Source organism: Rhodoferax sp. ZS1R8 (genome assembly GCF_056521325.1).
The window spans coordinates 1,079,213-1,094,393 of the sequence record NZ_JBWMBA010000001.1 but is presented as its reverse complement, the minus strand read 5'-3'; the positions used below and the strand labels follow the sequence as shown (position 1 = coordinate 1,094,393).

Below are 15,181 nucleotides of genomic sequence, written 5' to 3'. Positions count from 1 at the left end.
CTAGACAAACATCCCGCCCGAAACTTCGATCCGCTGCGCGTTGATCCAACGGTTGGCGTCACCCACCAGCGATGCAACCATAGCGCCGATATCATCCGCTTCGCCCACCCGCCCCAGCGCCGTTTGCGCTGCCACAAAGGCGTTCAGCTGTGCGTTGTCCCGCACCGCGCCGCCACCAAAATCGGTCGCAATTGCTCCGGGCGCTACGGTGTTGACGCTGATGCCGCGCGGGCCCAGTTCCTTGGCCATGTAGCGGGTCAGCACTTCCACGGCACCTTTCACGGCTGCATAGGCGCTGTAGCCGGGCAGCGCAAAGCGGGTCAGGCCCGAAGACACATTGACGATACGGCCGCCGTCCTCCATCAACGGCAGCAAAGCCTGGGTCAGAAAGAACACGCCTTTGAAATGGATGTTGACCAGCAGGTCGAATTGCTCGGTCGTGGTCTCCATCAGCAACGCGTGCGCGCCGGCGCCGGCGTTGTTGACGAGGATGTGGAAGGTCTCGCGGTCCCACGCGCTTTGCAGACCTTGGCGCAGTAGAGTGGCAAACGCCGCGAAGCGGGCGCTATCCGCCACGTCCAGCTGCAGGGCCAGCGCTTTGCGGCCCAGCGCTTCAATTTGCGCGACCACCGCGTCGGCCTCTGATTTTTGCGATTTGTAGGTCAGCACCACGTCGTGCCCTTGCCGGGCCAGATGCAAAGCAGTGCTTTTGCCCAAGCCGCGGCTGCCGCCGGTAACGAGTGCTATGGAGGGGGAAGTTGTCGTTGTCATGTTTGCTTTCCTTCAAAGTGGTTGCGAATGGAAGGCAGTTTATTGATCGCCAATCGATATATAAAGCGGGATAATTTGATTTATTTGTTATCAATATTTGAACAATGAGTTTGCTCCACCAGATGCGCACCTTCACCCGGGTGGCCGAACTGTCCAGCTTCAGCCAAGCGGCGCTGGACCTGGGTCTGCCGAAGGCCACGGTCTCCACCGCCGTGCAGCAGTTGGAAAACGCCTTGGGCACACGCCTCTTGCACCGCACGACCCGCAGCGTAGCGCTGACGCAGGACGGCCAGGCTTTTTACGAGCGCAGCAAGGATGCGCTGGCCGACATAGACGAGCTGCAGGCCATGTTCCAGCAACCGAGCGCGTCCGCAGCCAGTGCGTTCAAGGGCCGCGTGCGCCTGGACATGTCTACCGTGATGGCACGCTGCGCCGTGCTCCCGCGCCTGCCCGAGCTGTTGCAACTGCACCCGCTGCTGGAGATTGAACTCAGCAGCACCGAGCGGCGCGTAGACCTGGTCAGCGAGGGTTTTGACTGTGTGGTGCGTGCCGGCACAGTGGTTGACCCCGGCCTGGTCACCCGTCCCCTGCCGCCCATGCCCATGGTCAACTGCGCCAGCCCCCAGTACCTGGCACGCTACGGCACGCCGCAGACGCTGGAGGACCTGGCCCACCACCAGCTGGTGCACTACGCCGCCACGCTGGGTGCCAAGTGCTGTGGCTTCGAGTATGTGGTGGGCGACGTGGACCATGCCGTACCCATGGGGGGCCCACTCACCGTCAACAACGCCGAGGCCTACCAGGCCGCCTGCTTGGCCGGCCTCGGCCTGATCCAGGCGCCGCTATCGGGTGTGGGGGATGCGCTGGCCGATGGCCGGCTGGTCGAAGTGCTGCCAGCATTCCGCGCACGGCCCATGCCGCTGTCACTGGTCTACGCCAACCGGCGCAACCAGCCGGCGCGCGTGCGGGTGGTCATGGACTGGCTCAGCGCGGTGGTCACGGAATATGTAGAGCGCTATTGACTTAATAGCTGCTCACGCTTATTTGACGAGGGCTAGCGGCTAATTTTACTCAAGGCATCGGCCAGAAACACCACCCAACCCAGCCCCAGCGACGGGCGATAGACCATGGCCACATCCTGCACGCAGCGGTAGGGGCAGCCGGTAACCGGCACGGTGCGCAACTGCCATGCAGCGATCGCGTAGTCCGGCAGATAAGCCAGTGCGCGGCCTTGGCTCAGCAGTTGCTGCACCAGCATCAGGTTGTCGGTGCGGTAGCGGATCTTGCGGGCAAACACGTCGTCGCGCCAGCCGTCGGTGGCGCTCTGGTTGTGCAGGCTGGCGAAGGGGGGCGTCAGCGGCGCGACGAAATCGTGCTGCAGCAAGTCGGCAATGGGCACAGCGGGCGGCGAGCTTGCATCCCCGGCCTTGGGCCGCGTGGTGGCAGCCGCTTGGCCCAGCGGGCGAGCCAGGCCAGCCGCCACGCGAAATTCCGTGCTGCCCAGCGCCACCGCCGCCAGCCGCCCGTCCAGGCTGCGGCCCTGCGACATGCTGACCAGCCCCACGTCGCACTCACCCGACAACACAGCGGCCAGCGTGGCCTCGTCCCCGCTGTGCGACAGCACAAAGCTGGCCTGCGGGTAGCACGCCAGCACCGTGTCGGCCAGCTGCTGGCTCCAGCCCAGTTGCAGGAGGTCGGGCCCGGCGATGCGGCATTTGATGCTGTGGCGTTCACCGGCAAAGTCGGCCCGCACCTGCTCGGCAGCGGCCACCAGCGGCATGGCGCGCTCGACCAGCCGCCGGCCTTCGGCGTTGAGCTTCAATGCGCGGCCCTCGCGGTCAAACAGCTGGGTGCGCAGCTCGGCCTCCAGGCGCTTCAGGGATTTGGAGACTGCGCTGGGCGTCAGGCTCAGAGCGTCGGCCGCCAGCGCCAGGTTCTGGTGCTGGGCTACGGCCAGAAAGTGGGACAGCGTGGGCAGGTCAATCATGAGCAAGGAGACCGTATTGGTGACTATTAGTTGAACATTAGGACAGTGAATTGGAGCACACTGCGGTCTTCCTTGCCCCGACCCCAGCCCTATGACCACCACCAACACGTCTTACCCCAACCGCCAATGGTTCTACACCCAGCGCCCAACCCGCCGCGTGGGGCCCGAGCACTACACGCTGGTGGACAGCACGCTGGACGCCACCGCGCTGTCGGTCAACGAGATCGTCGTGCGCGCCCACACCATCAGCGTGGACCCGTATATGCGCATCCAGCAGCATGCGCGCAACACCTACGACGTGCCGCACCCGCTGGGCATCGTGCAGCGCGCCGGCGTCGTCGGCCAGGTGGTGGCCTCCAACAACAGCCAGTTTGCTCCCGGAGACTGGGTGCTGGGCTACACCGGCTGGCAGCTGTATGCCAAATGCCATGCCAATGATTTGCAAAAGCTGGACCCGGACCGCGCACCGGTCAACACCGCACTCGGCGTGCTGGGCATGCCCGGGCGCACCGCCTGGTTTGGCCTGATGGAGGCGGGGCGGCCCAAGCCGGGCGAGACGCTTGTGGTCTCGGGCGCGGCCGGGGCTGTGGGCTCGCTGGTGGCGCAGTTTGGCAAGCGTGCGGGCTGCAAGGTGGTGGGCATTGCCGGCGGACCGGACAAGTGCCGCTACCTGCTGGACACGCTGGGACTGGACGGCGCTGTGGACTACCGCGCCTACACAACAACGAATACAGCCGATGTGCCCGCGCTCCAGGCCGAGATCCAGCGCCACACCGGCGGTGTGGACGTGTACTTTGACAATGTAGGCGGCACGGTGACCGACGCCGTCATCCCGCTGATCAAGCGCCGCGCGCGCATCGTCATCTGCGGCACTATCGCGCAGTACGACGGCGGGCTGGACACACCGGACATGGGGCCACGTTTTTTGCAGCACATGCTGTACGAGCGGGCCACGATACAGGGCATCCTGGCGCGCGACTACGTGCACCGCATGGATGAGATGCGCGCCATCGTCGAGCCCTGGGTGCAGAGCCGATCCATCGTGTTTGACGAGACCATCGTGGACGGCTTTGAGCAATTGCCCAGCGCGCTGAACATGCTGTTCGAAGGGCGCAATACCGGCAAACTGCTGGTGCGTGTGCACCCATGAGCGGCGCACCAACCCGCCCGATCCGCGATTGGTCCGAACACGCCGCCCCGGTAGCCTTGGACAAGGCCTACCGCCTGCTCAACCATGGCCCCACAGTGCTGGTCTCCAGTGCGCATGGTGGTGCGGTCAATGTGATGGCTGTCGCGTAGACCATGCCGTACCCATGGGGGGTCCACCCACCGTCAACAACGCGGAGGCATACGTGAGTCGCTATTGATTTGATAGCTGCTTACGCTCGCTCCATGAGGGCTAGAGCAATATTCGACTACACGGCGTCAAACTGGGTGTCACTGTTGGCACAGCCGTAGTCGGGGCAGACACTTGTGCGTCCAGCAATACGGCACGTGTCGCCCGCGGTAGGGATTCGGAACGTCCAGCGCGCCGGAGGATGATCAAATTCACCAGGAAGTTGACCGAGTACAGCCTGCCGTAGGCTGGAGTGACTTGAAAGCTTCACAAAAGGGCCGCACAGTAGGGCCCTTTTGTGTACTGGAGCTGAACCATGAAGATCTTTGACAACCCAACAACCCGCCTGCGCGCCTCCCTCTTTGCGTTGACCTGCGCCAGCGTAGCCGCTTTGGTGGCGTGTGGGGGCAATAGCCCGGCGCCTTTCCTGACGCTGGATGGCGCTAGACCGCTGGTGATCGGCCACCGTGGCTCCGCAGGCTACCTGCCAGACCACACGCTGGAGGGCTACCGCTTGGCCATCCAGAATGGTGCAGACTTTATCGAGCCTGATCTGGTGGCCACCAAGGACGGCGAACTGATCGCACGCCACGAACCCAATATCACCGGCACTACCGACGTGGCCAGCCGCCCTGAGTTCGCAGCACGCAAGACTACCCGCATGGTGGATGGCGTTTCGGAGACCGGTTGGTTCGCGACCGACTTCACGTTGGCCGAAATCAAGACGCTGCGAGCCGTCCAACCCTTGTCCGACCGCAGCCAGTCGTTCAATGGCCAGTACCAGATCCCGACGCTGCGTGAAGTGCTGGATCTGGCCAAGGCCGAAGGCACCAAGGTCGGACGGGTGGTTGGCGTCTACCCCGAGACTAAGCACCCTACCTACCATGCGGACGCTGGTCTGATGCTGGAAGACCGCCTGCTGACCATCCTGAACGAATACGGCTATACCAAGAAGGATTCGCCGATCATCTTGCAGTCTTTCGAAGTTTCAAACCTGCAATACCTACGGACCAAGACCCAGTTGCGCATCATCCAATTGGTCGACGGTGACGATTACGACTTCAAGACCGGAGCCGTGACGCTGGCCCCACCCTACGACCGCCCGTACGACTGGGCGCGCACCGGCAAGACGGGCACGTTTGCCACCATGCTGACACCAGCCGGACTGGCTGCGATCAAAACCTACGCGGACGGCATAGGCCCATGGAAGCCCTACCTCGTCCCGGTCAAAGGCACGTTCGACGCCAACGGCAAAATGCTGGACCTCAACGGTGACGGCGTCGTCAATTACAGCGACACGATCTCCCAACCCGCAACGAGCGTGGTGGCCGACGCGCACAAGGCAGGTTTGATGGTGCATGCATACACCTTCCGCAACGAGGGCAAGCGCTTGGCGTTTGACTACAAGGGTGATCCCAAGAACGAATACCTGCAGTTCTACCGCATAGGCGTAGACGGCCTGTTCTCCGACTTCGCAGACACCGCCGTCGCAGCCCGCGCAACGTATCTCAAAGAACTGGGGCGCTAAGCCGAACCGAGCCGTCCCTCGCGCGGGAATGGTGCGAAACTTACATTTCCTTACAATGGATCCATTTGTTTCGGCCGCAATCAGCGGTTCGATACCATGGACACCAACACCTCCCCGTTGTCGAAGGCCATTCGGCGCCAGCTGACCAGCATCCGCGGTGAGCTGGCCAATCGTCTGGTGCGGGGTGTTTTCTGGATTGGCGTGCTGGTGGTGCCGCTGTCACTGTCCCGCACCCAGTACACCGGCTGGTTGCCGATCTACTCCCTGCACCTTGCCGTCGGGGCGCTGTACGTGGCGCTGGCGCTGTTCCGCCGGCGGCTGCCCACCTGGCTGAAGGCCGGCGCCGTCGTCGCCACGCTCTATGTGGTGGGGGTGGCTGGCGTGCTGAGCCTGGGTTTGGCTGCACCCTCGCTGTGGTGGTTGATGGGAAGCCTCATCATTGCCAATGTGCTGTTTCCGGCGCGCGGCGCCTGGGCCGTGATGGCGGCGGCCGCAGCGGCAATGGGCATTGCGGCCGTTGGGTTTACCACGGGCTGGCTGGAACTCAGCGTCGACCTGAATGCTTATATGCGCCAGCCCGCGGCCTGGGCCACGCTGCTGGTGGGTACAGGGGGCTTCATGGTGGTGGTCTTCCAGGCCGTGGCCGTGTACAACCGATCGGTCTCGTTGGCAGTAGAGCATGCAATGCTGCAGTGGGTGGAAGGCGTTCCACTAGGGGTGCTGGTGCTGGATGCCGACGGCAGGGTCCACTATGGCAACAAGCGGCTGGAAGAGCTGCTGGGCGTCGACGTGGAAGAAATTTGTCGGCGCACATCCATGCACGCACCCATCAATGTGTTCGACACCATAGGCGGCAAGGTTGCTGGCAGCGGCAAACGTTTTCCCGCCGGCCTGCACCCGCTGTTTCGCGCGATGCACGGTGAAGAAAGTAATGTAGAAGACCTGGAGATCACCGTGCGCGGCGAGCCCCGGCGGTTTCGCGTCACCGGGCGTCCGGTGCGCGATGCCGAAGACGAATTGGTATACGCCGTGGGCACTTTTGAAGACATCACCGAACGCAAGCGCGGAGAAATGGAACTGCATCGCACCCGCGAGCGGGCCGATTCCGCCAGCCGCGCCAAGGGCCAGTTGCTGGCCAACATGAGCCGTGAAATGCGCACGCCCATCGACACCCAACTGGGTCTGCTGCAGCTGCTGCGCCGCACGGGCCTGAACGCGCACCAACAGGAATACGTGACGCGGATGGATGTCCAGTCGCGCAATCTGCTGGCCACCGTCGACGAGGTGCTGGACTACTCGGAAAGCGCGTCTGGCCGCCTGGTGCTGGTACCGCGTCTGTTCCACATTGACCCGCTGCTGGCCGAGCTGCAACAGCGCCTGCTCGACCAGATTTGCGAACGGGCCGTGACCGTCCGCATCGTCTGTGACCCGCAGATCCCCGCCGAACTGTATGGCGACGATGCGCGCCTGTTGCAGGTATTGGGAAATCTGGGCGACAACGCGGTCAAGTTCACGTGCAGCGGCGCGGTAACGCTGGAAGTGCAATTGAAGAAGCATGTGGCGGATTCGGTGCTGCTGGAGTTCGCCGTGCGCGACACCGGCATTGGCATCGCGCCGCGCGACCGGCACCGCGTGTTCTCGGGCTTCTTCCAGGCAGAAACACCCGGCGTGCCGCGCCCACCCGGCGGTGCTGGCGTTGGACTCGCCGTGGCCGACCGTCTGGTACGGTTGATGGGTAGCTCGATTGCGGTTAGCAGCACCCTGGGGCAGGGCAGCGTGTTCAGCTTCCCGCTGCGGCTGCTGTTGACACCAGAGGAGCACGACCGGCCGCTCTACCCCGACATGCCAGATGAGGTCTGACGGCGCAGCAGGCACACGCGCCACAGCAATGCCAGGAAATTCGCTACGCTATTGATAGCGGCTTACGCTCACCCCACGAGGGCTAGCGGCCGATTATGCTTAAACACGGCAAGCTCAAGTCGTCAGGCGTTCCAGCGCTTCTTGGTACTTCGCGGCGGTCTTGGCGATCACATCGTTGGGCACACGCGGTGCGGGCGGCGTCTTGCTCCAGGGCTTGCCGTCGACCACCGCCTGCTCCAGCCAGTCACGCACAAACTGCTTGTCGTAGCTGGGCGGGTTGGTGCCAACTTTGTAGCTCTCCACCGGCCAGTAGCGCGATGAATCGGGCGTCAGCACCTCGTCCATCAGCGTCAGCGTGCCGTCGGTGTCCAGGCCAAATTCAAACTTGGTGTCGGCAATGATGATGCCCTTGGTCAGCGCGAATTCGGCCGCTGCCTTGTAGATGGCGATGCTGATGTCGCGCACGCGGGTGGCCAGGTCCAGGCCAATGGTTTCCACCGTTTGCTCAAACGTGATGTTCTCGTCATGGTCACCCACCGCCGCCTTGGCCGCCGGGGTGTAGATGGGCTCGGGCAGCTTGGATGCGTTTTGCAAACCTGCTGGCAGCTTGACGCCGCAAACAGCCCCGTTGTCCTGGTATTCCTTCCAGCCGCTGCCGGCCAGGTAGCCACGCACCACGGCCTCGATCGGCAAAGGCTTCAGGCGTTTGACCAGCATGGAGCGACCTTCGACCTGTGCCACCTCATCGGGCTGCACGGCGCTCTCGGGCGCTTCGCCCGTCAGGTGGATAGGGCAAATGTTCAGACCCTTGGGACCGAGCTTGTCGAACCAGAACAGTGCCATCTGCGTCAGCAGCTTGCCTTTGCCCGGAATGGGCTCACCCATGATGACGTCAAAGGCAGAGAGCCGGTCGCTGGCCACCATCAGGATGCGGTCGTCGCCGACGGCGTAGTTGTCGCGCACCTTGCCGCGGGCAAGCAGGGGCAGGGAGTGCAGGGCGGAGGTGTGTACGGTGCTGGTGGAGGTCATGGTCCGGGCAGTTCTTTGATAAAGTTTCTCTTGGCTGTTCAACAGGCGTCAGTTCTGGCAGCTTGGTTCAAGCAGATTGAGGTGTCCGACTAAAGCGGCCAAGTGCGTATTACCCGCAACGACCATTACACGTTTCTTTTCCTCAATCGACTTGGAAATTGTCTTAAGCAAGTTTGCATTTCGAATGCTATTTATTGTCGCGTCCACCATTTTTAGAGTGTTGCTTTCGATGCCGTGTATTTTCATGGTTGCATCGATCTGCCGCCAGTCTGCGTCCAATCGATAAGACTTCCTCACCATCTCATCGACATCCTGGATCGCATGCGGGCGGGTCTTGTCCCCGACCAGTGCAGCGAGGTACAAATTTGCTTTTGACTGTAGATTCCCGTCGCCTTGGGCGTCTCGCCATTGAGGCACCATGCGTAAAAGTAAATAGAGCTTGACGTCTTCTGCCTGGTGAATGCGATTTGCAGCAACTCTCAGGTCGCTGTCTGACGGTTCAAAACTAATGGTGTCGGTGTCACTTCGACGCCCCCTATAGGCCAGATATCCCATTTCGCTTTGATGTTGAATCGCTTCTTCGGCGTCTTGAACGCTCTTCCAATCTCCACCCTCTGCAACAAGAAGGTTTGGTGAAAAGGCGTCCAAATTTGCATCCAACACTTTGAATATGGGGGCTTGAGGATCGAAAGTGTGTCGCGTACCGACGAATAGCAGTCGGCAGCCTTGTCCTACAAAGAAGTAAGTTGAAATTTCAGCATCCGCAGCTCTCTCCGCTATTGCCCCCAGGCGCTGCTTCGTCTCTTGGATTGTTTGGGCTGCCACGTGTTGGAAAGCGATGCCGAGAAAGGCAAACGTGGATAGGACTACCCATCCAAGTGCCGAACTCCTCGCTTTGGGGCGACGGAAAACTCTTTTCACCCCCATAGGATTGCTCTCATCGACGCTATGCCCATCCTACAAACCGCAATTGCGGTGCTACTGTGGCAATGCGTTCAAAGTCGCGATCGGCATGCAGCAAGGGCTCGTCTGCCTCGATGGCACATGCGGCAATCAGGCAATCGTTGGGGCTGCGGATCGTCACGCCCGCCCAGCGGCAGCGGGCGTATAACATGGCCGCCTGGCGGGCGGTTTCGTGGGAATCTTCTGGCACAAATACAGGCACCTTATCCAACTGAGCCTGCAGGTTTACGAAGTGTCGCGCATTGCTCGCGCCCTGCAAAATCTCTTGGTAGACGACATCAGGCATCAGCAATGGTTCACCCTGGCGCAAGGCCTGCTCCAGTCGCCGACCGACCTCTGACGGGTGACCGCGCAGCATGTTGATCCAAGCCGACGAATCCGCGATCATCGTGCCCGCTTGACCGCGGGTCGAATGGCCTTGGTAGTAGTTTTTTTGCCAATCGCATACGGCGCAACGGACTCGGCCACATGCGGAACCTCTTGGAACAAGGCCTTGGGGTCATAGTCTTCAGCGACCACGCCAGTGCCGACCAAGGCCAACAAGCCAGAGTAGTCCGGCTTGCGCACAAAGGCGCGCAAAGCCGCTTCGACGGCAGCCTTCTTGGTTTTGACGCCAGCACGCGCCATGGCCTGCGCGACCAGTTCGTCATCCAACACAATATTGGTTCGGGTACTCATGCTATACACCTTCGATGTGTATAGTGATTATGCCACTGCACCCCCTGTCGCAGATCGTCACCGGCCCCAAGATGACCAAGGGGGGAGCGACCCGCGCAGCGGCGGAGCGTGGGGGCCTTTTTTATTGCACCACTTGGGCCAGCTCGCCCTTGGCGTACCGCGTGGCCATCACAGACAGGCTGTCTCCCTTGACCTTGGCGCCCTGGCCTTCACAACCGAACTCCATGTAACGCTGCTTGGCGATGGCCTTGGCGGCTTCGCGGGCGGGCTTGAGCCACTCGCGGGCGTCGAACTTGTCCGGGTTCTCAAACAGGAACTTGCGCACCGCGCCGGTCATGGCCAGGCGGATGTCGGTGTCGATGTTGATCTTGCGCACGCCGTGCTTGATGGCTTCCTGGATCTCTTCGATTGGCACGCCATAGGTCTCTTTCATCTTGCCGCCGTACTGGTTGATGATGGCCAGCAGGTCTTGCGGCACGCTGGAAGAACCGTGCATCACCAGGTGGGTGTTGGGAATGCGCGCATGGATTTCCTTGACGCGGCTGATGGCCAGGATGTCGCCCGTGGGCTTGCGGCTGAACTTGTAGGCGCCGTGGCTGGTGCCGATGGCGATGGCCAGTGCGTCGAGCTGTGTGCCCTTGACGAAGGTGGCGGCCTCTTCGGGGTCGGTCAGCATCTGGCTATGGTCCAGCTTGCCTTCGGCACCAATGCCGTCTTCCTCACCGGCTTCGCCGGTTTCCAGGTTGCCCAGGCAACCCAGTTCGCCTTCGACTGTCACGCCGGTACGGTGCGCCATTTCCACAACCTTGCGGGTCACTTCCATGTTGTATTCAAAGCTGGCCGGTGTCTTGCCGTCTTCCATCAGCGAGCCATCCATCATCACCGAGCCAAAGCCCAGGCCAATGGCGCCTTCGCAGACCTTGGGGCTGGTGCCGTGGTCCTGGTGCATGACCAGCGGAATGTGGGGGTAGGCCTCGCAAGCGGCCTGGATCAGGTGTTTGATGAAAGGCTCACCCGCGTATTTGCGGGCGCCAGCGCTGGCCTGCAGGATGACCGGTGCGCCGACCTCGTCAGCGGCCGACATGATGGCCTGGACCTGCTCCAGGTTGTTGACGTTGAAGGCCGGAATGCCGTAGCCGTTGGCGGCTGCGTGGTCCAGCAGTTCGCGCATTGAGACGAGTGCCATAGTGAAATCCCCTGGGAAGTTGGTAACCGCTTGGTAACTTGTACCGATCGGCGGATTTTAACTGGCCAGCAAGACCCACTGATGAAGAGTCCTGCGCATGGGCGGGCGCTCAGCGCAAAGGCTTACAAAAGTTACCCAACCTTGCAGATTTTCAGCATATTGGTGCCGCCTGGCGACCCCATGGGCTCCCCACAGGTAATGGCATACACATCACCGGTTTGCACAATCTCACGCGATTTCAGGTGGTTCTCCGCCTGCAGCAGCGCCGTATCACGGTCGGCGCTGGTGTCGATGAACAGGGGCCGCACGTTGCGGTACAACGCCATCTTGCGCTGCGTCGCTACCTTGGAGGTTAGTGCGTAAATCGGCACACGGATCAAATGGCGGCTCATCCACAGCGCGGTGGAGCCGCTGTCGGTCATCGCCACAATCGCCTTGGCACCCAGGTGGTGGGCCGTGAACAGTGCACCCATCGCAATGGTCTGGTCGATGCGCTGGAAGGTCTTGCCGGTGAAGTCGGCTTCCAGTTCGAAGTTTTCATGGCCCTCGGCCGCGTGGCAGATCTTGGCCATTTCAATGATGGTCTCTAGCGGGTACTTGCCAGCGGCAGTCTCAGCCGACAGCATCACGGCGTCGGTACCGTCCAGCACCGCATTGGCCACGTCGCTCACCTCGGCGCGCGTAGGCACCGGGTTGGTGATCATGGATTCCATCATTTGTGTGGCGGTGATGACCACGCGGTCGTGCTCGCGGGCCAGCTTGATCATGCGTTTTTGCAGGCCCGGCACGATGGCGTTGCCCACTTCCACCGCCAGGTCACCGCGGGCGACCATGATGCCGTCGCTGGCCAGCAAAATCTCCAGCAGCTTGGGGATGGCCTCGGCGCGCTCGATCTTGGCGATCAGGCCGGGCTTGTGGTTGAACTCGGCTGCGGCCACATTGCACAGCTGGCGCGCCATTTCCATGTCAGTGGAATTTTTGGGGAAGCTGACCGCCACATAGTCGGCCTGGAAGCTCATCGCGGTGCGGATGTCCTCCATGTCCTTGGCGGTCAGCGCGGGTGCGGAGAGACCACCGCCCTGCTTGTTGATACCCTTGTTGTTCGACAGCTCACCACCCAATTTGACCGTGGTGTAGATGGCTTCGCCCTTGACGGCATCGACGGTAATGACGATCAAGCCGTCATTGAGCAGAAGCACGTCGCCGGCCTTGACCTCGCGCGGCAAAGCCTTGTAGTCCAGGCCCACAGCGTCGATATCGCCCAGCTCGGTACGGGCAGCATCCAGCACAAATTTTTGGCCGGGTTCCAGAAAAACCTTGCCTTCAGCGAACTTGCCAACGCGGATCTTGGGGCCTTGCAGGTCGGCCATGATGGCAACCTCGCGGCCAGCGCGCTGCGCCGCTTCGCGCACCAGGCGAGCGCGGTCGATGTGGTCTTGTGCCTTGCCGTGGCTGAAGTTCAGCCGGACCACATTGACGCCGGAACGGATCATCTCCTCCAACAGTGCGGGATCGCTGGAGGCGGGGCCCAGGGTGGCAACAATCTTGGTGGCGCGACGTAGCATGAGTCTGTCTCCTCTTATAGTGGCAACCATTCTCACACGGAACCCCCTTGTTGGCGTTACACAGCACCGTCAACCTGCCAGCGGCGGCGCAGAGGGCAAGCCCGTATGTTCGCCAGGCGCAAGCTGTGGTTGAATAGGCCACCCAGACCCCGACACCCGTGACGCATCCTCCGCCCATGACACCCCTAGACTCATCAATGGATGCGATGCTGGACAGCTCCCACGGCAAACCCAAGCTGCTGGTGGTGGACGACCAACCCATCAATATCCAGGTCATGCACCAGGTGTTCGGCGCCGACTACCAGGTTTTCATGGCCACGCATGGCGAACAGGCGCTGTCCATCTGCCAAGCCAATCCGCCGGACCTGGTGCTGCTGGACGTGGTGATGCCTGGCATGGACGGCTTTGAAGTCTGCAGCCAACTCAAGGCCAACCCGGCCACCCGCAACATACCGGTGATCTTTGTCACCGCCCACAGCGATGCTGCGCAGGAGACCCATGGCCTGAGCGTGGGGGCTGTGGATTTCATTTCCAAACCGGTCAACCCAGCCGTGGTGCGCGCCCGGGTCAAGACCCACCTGACGCTCAAGTTCCAGTCTGACCTGCTGCGCAACCTGGTGTTCCTGGACGGGCTGTCGGGCGTCTTCAACCGCCGATATTTTGACCAGCAGCTGGGCGTGGAGTGGGCGCGTGCCGCCCGCAGCAACACCCCGCTGTCGCTGATCATGGTCGATGTGGACCATTTCAAGCTGTTCAACGACCGCTATGGCCACCAGGCTGGCGATGATTGCCTGCGCCAGATTGCGCTGGCGCTGAAGTCCGGCCTGCGGCGCCCGGCTGACCTGATCGCGCGCTACGGCGGCGAAGAGTTCGCCTGCATTCTGCCCGACACCGCATTCGAGGATGCGCTGGCCATGGCCCAGGACATGGAGCGCAAGGTGCGCGCACAGAAGATCCCGCACGCACTGTCCCCCTATGACGGCATGGTTACCGCAAGCCTGGGCTTGGCTACCCGGCTAGCGCCTGCCAGCGGCGACGCCGTGGCACTGGTCGGTCTGGCCGATTCCCAGCTCTACCAGGCCAAACAGACAGGGCGCGGTCATGTCTGTGGTGCTACGCTCGGCGCAATGCCACACCATGCTTCATAGAAAACCTGCGACACTATTGTTTATCCGCAAGCCATGAACCAAAGCGACCTGATACGCTCTGCCAGCTTAATCGACCACTTGGTGCAACTGAGTGGCCTGCGCAAGCGTGACGATTTGCTCAGCGGCATCACCCGGGCGCTGTTGGAAACGATTGACGCACCGAAGGTCGAAATCTTTGGCCTGATCCATGACGAAAACCGCCAGTTCTGGTTGCCGCTGACACAAGCTTTGCCGGGCGAAAAGGTCCGCTTCGTGACCGACCCGATGCGCGGCGACCCCGAAATGATGGCGCCGGTCGACAGCGACCCCGGTCGCCACGAATGCCTGATGCGCATGGCAGTGGTAGTCACATCGCCCACTACTGACCAACCCGGCTACGTAACACGCTTCCCGATGACCGTGGCTGAAGGCGCCACGTTGTGGGGCGTGGCCGAGATCAGCTCGCCGCAGCCGCTGACACCTGACGACTGGCGCGACGCGACCCGTCTGGTCACGATGTACGGCAACATCTTGGACATGCTGGACTACAGCGAACGCGATGCGCTGACAGGGCTGTGGAACCGCAAGCCCTTTGACGATCTGTTCTACAAGACCCTAAAGCCCACCGAGGCGGTGGAAAGTGATTCCTTACCCAATGGCATCGAGCACCGCTCGCCCAATGTGCCGTCCAATTTCTGGCTGGCCATGGTCGATATCGACCATTTCAAGGCAGTCAACGACACCTATGGCCATCTGATCGGCGACGAGGTGCTGATCTTGGTGGCGCGGCTGCTCAAGGCGTCGTTTCGGGCCTACGACCGCGTCTACCGCTTTGGTGGCGAAGAATTTTTGGTGGTGCTGCGCAGTGCCGACCACGATGCTGCGGTGGCAGCTGTCGAGCGCTTCCGCACCGCAATGGCGGCTTTCGAATTCCCGCAGGCTGGCACGATCACCGCCAGCGTGGGTGTCACCGAGATCGTTACCGGTGACTCACCGGCCGCAGCTTGCGAGCGGGCCGACCAAGCCGTTTACTACGCCAAGCACCATGGACGCAACCAGGTCTGCAGCGAGCCTGACCTGGTGCGCCGCGGTCTGCTCAAGGTCGACCTGAAGGTCGGCGACATCGAGTTGTTTTAAGCCTTTTGGGGCTG

At 61.8% G+C, this 15,181-nt stretch carries 14 protein-coding genes and 1 pseudogene; 7 read left to right on the top strand and 8 right to left on the bottom strand.

Going from position 1 to position 15,181, the window contains the following annotated elements; translation table 11 throughout:
* Positions 1-771, bottom strand: a complete 771-nt coding sequence (locus AC097P_RS05095) for an SDR family NAD(P)-dependent oxidoreductase (RefSeq protein WP_479609270.1) — start codon at positions 769-771, stop codon at positions 1-3.
* 104 nt (positions 772-875) lie between these two features.
* On the opposite strand from AC097P_RS05095, the gene AC097P_RS05090 reads away from it, so the two are divergent.
* Positions 876-1,793 carry a LysR family transcriptional regulator gene (locus AC097P_RS05090; RefSeq protein ID WP_479609269.1) on the top strand — a complete coding sequence of 306 codons (918 nt, stop codon included), beginning with the start codon at positions 876-878 and terminating at the stop codon, positions 1,791-1,793.
* Between the two features lie 32 nt (positions 1,794-1,825).
* Here the strand turns inward: AC097P_RS05090 and AC097P_RS05085 are convergent, their stop codons facing one another.
* Complete coding sequence (locus tag AC097P_RS05085; protein ID WP_479609268.1) at positions 1,826-2,758, bottom strand: LysR family transcriptional regulator; 933 nt, start codon at positions 2,756-2,758, stop codon at positions 1,826-1,828.
* Between the two features lie 91 nt (positions 2,759-2,849).
* Between AC097P_RS05085 and AC097P_RS05080 the strand changes: the two genes are divergently transcribed.
* The 4 genes and pseudogenes from AC097P_RS05080 to AC097P_RS05065 all read left to right on the top strand — a co-directional run bounded on the left by AC097P_RS05080 (position 2,850) and on the right by AC097P_RS05065 (position 7,482).
* A complete protein-coding gene (locus tag AC097P_RS05080) occupies positions 2,850-3,908 on the top strand; it encodes an NADP-dependent oxidoreductase (protein ID WP_479609267.1) in 1,059 nt (352 codons plus the stop codon).
* A pseudogene (locus AC097P_RS05075) lies at positions 3,905-4,054 on the top strand (flavin reductase); the annotation flags it as partial. The gene AC097P_RS05080 and the pseudogene AC097P_RS05075, both read left to right, overlap by 4 nt.
* Before the next feature lie 356 nt (positions 4,055-4,410).
* Positions 4,411-5,622, top strand: coding sequence for a glycerophosphodiester phosphodiesterase (locus AC097P_RS05070; protein WP_479609266.1), 1,212 nt, complete (start codon positions 4,411-4,413; stop codon positions 5,620-5,622).
* Positions 5,623-5,718: 96 nt separating this feature from the next.
* Positions 5,719-7,482 (top strand): sensor histidine kinase, encoded by a 1,764-nt coding sequence (locus tag AC097P_RS05065; RefSeq protein WP_479609265.1) that lies wholly within the window; start codon positions 5,719-5,721, stop codon positions 7,480-7,482.
* Positions 7,483-7,596: 114 nt separating this feature from the next.
* Here AC097P_RS05065 and AC097P_RS05060 read toward each other — a convergent pair whose 3' ends face one another.
* The 6 genes from AC097P_RS05060 to pyk form a co-directional block, all read right to left on the bottom strand.
* Positions 7,597-8,511 carry a phosphoribosylaminoimidazolesuccinocarboxamide synthase gene (locus tag AC097P_RS05060; RefSeq protein ID WP_479609264.1) on the bottom strand — a complete coding sequence of 305 codons (915 nt, stop codon included), beginning with the start codon at positions 8,509-8,511 and terminating at the stop codon, positions 7,597-7,599.
* A gap of 48 nt (positions 8,512-8,559) precedes the next feature.
* The gene (locus AC097P_RS05055) at positions 8,560-9,438 is read right to left on the bottom strand and encodes a hypothetical protein (RefSeq protein WP_479609263.1); all 879 of its coding nucleotides are present in this window, start codon (positions 9,436-9,438) and stop codon (positions 8,560-8,562) included.
* A gap of 19 nt (positions 9,439-9,457) precedes the next feature.
* The gene (gene vapC, locus AC097P_RS05050; protein WP_479609262.1) at positions 9,458-9,862 is read right to left on the bottom strand and encodes a type II toxin-antitoxin system VapC family toxin; all 405 of its coding nucleotides are present in this window, start codon (positions 9,860-9,862) and stop codon (positions 9,458-9,460) included.
* Positions 9,859-10,152, bottom strand: coding sequence for a type II toxin-antitoxin system VapB family antitoxin (locus AC097P_RS05045; RefSeq protein WP_479609261.1), 294 nt, complete (start codon positions 10,150-10,152; stop codon positions 9,859-9,861). Before AC097P_RS05045 ends, vapC begins: the two co-directional genes overlap by 4 nt.
* 121 nt (positions 10,153-10,273) lie before the next feature.
* On the bottom strand, positions 10,274-11,338 hold the full coding sequence (gene fba, locus AC097P_RS05040) for a class II fructose-bisphosphate aldolase (RefSeq protein ID WP_479609260.1): 1,065 nt from the start codon (positions 11,336-11,338) through the stop codon (positions 10,274-10,276).
* A 131-nt stretch (positions 11,339-11,469) separates the two neighbouring features.
* Positions 11,470-12,903 carry a pyruvate kinase gene (gene pyk, locus AC097P_RS05035; protein WP_479609259.1) on the bottom strand — a complete coding sequence of 478 codons (1,434 nt, stop codon included), beginning with the start codon at positions 12,901-12,903 and terminating at the stop codon, positions 11,470-11,472.
* 176 nt (positions 12,904-13,079) lie between these two features.
* Between pyk and AC097P_RS05030 the strand changes: the two genes are divergently transcribed.
* Together AC097P_RS05030 and AC097P_RS05025 are read left to right on the top strand one after the other, a co-directional pair.
* Positions 13,080-14,051: a diguanylate cyclase gene (locus AC097P_RS05030; RefSeq protein WP_479609258.1), complete on the top strand. Its 972-nt coding sequence runs from the start codon at positions 13,080-13,082 to the stop codon at positions 14,049-14,051.
* Positions 14,052-14,084: 33 nt separating this feature from the next.
* Complete coding sequence (locus AC097P_RS05025) at positions 14,085-15,167, top strand: GGDEF domain-containing protein (protein ID WP_479609257.1); 1,083 nt, start codon at positions 14,085-14,087, stop codon at positions 15,165-15,167.
* The last annotated feature ends 14 nt before the right edge of the window (positions 15,168-15,181 follow it).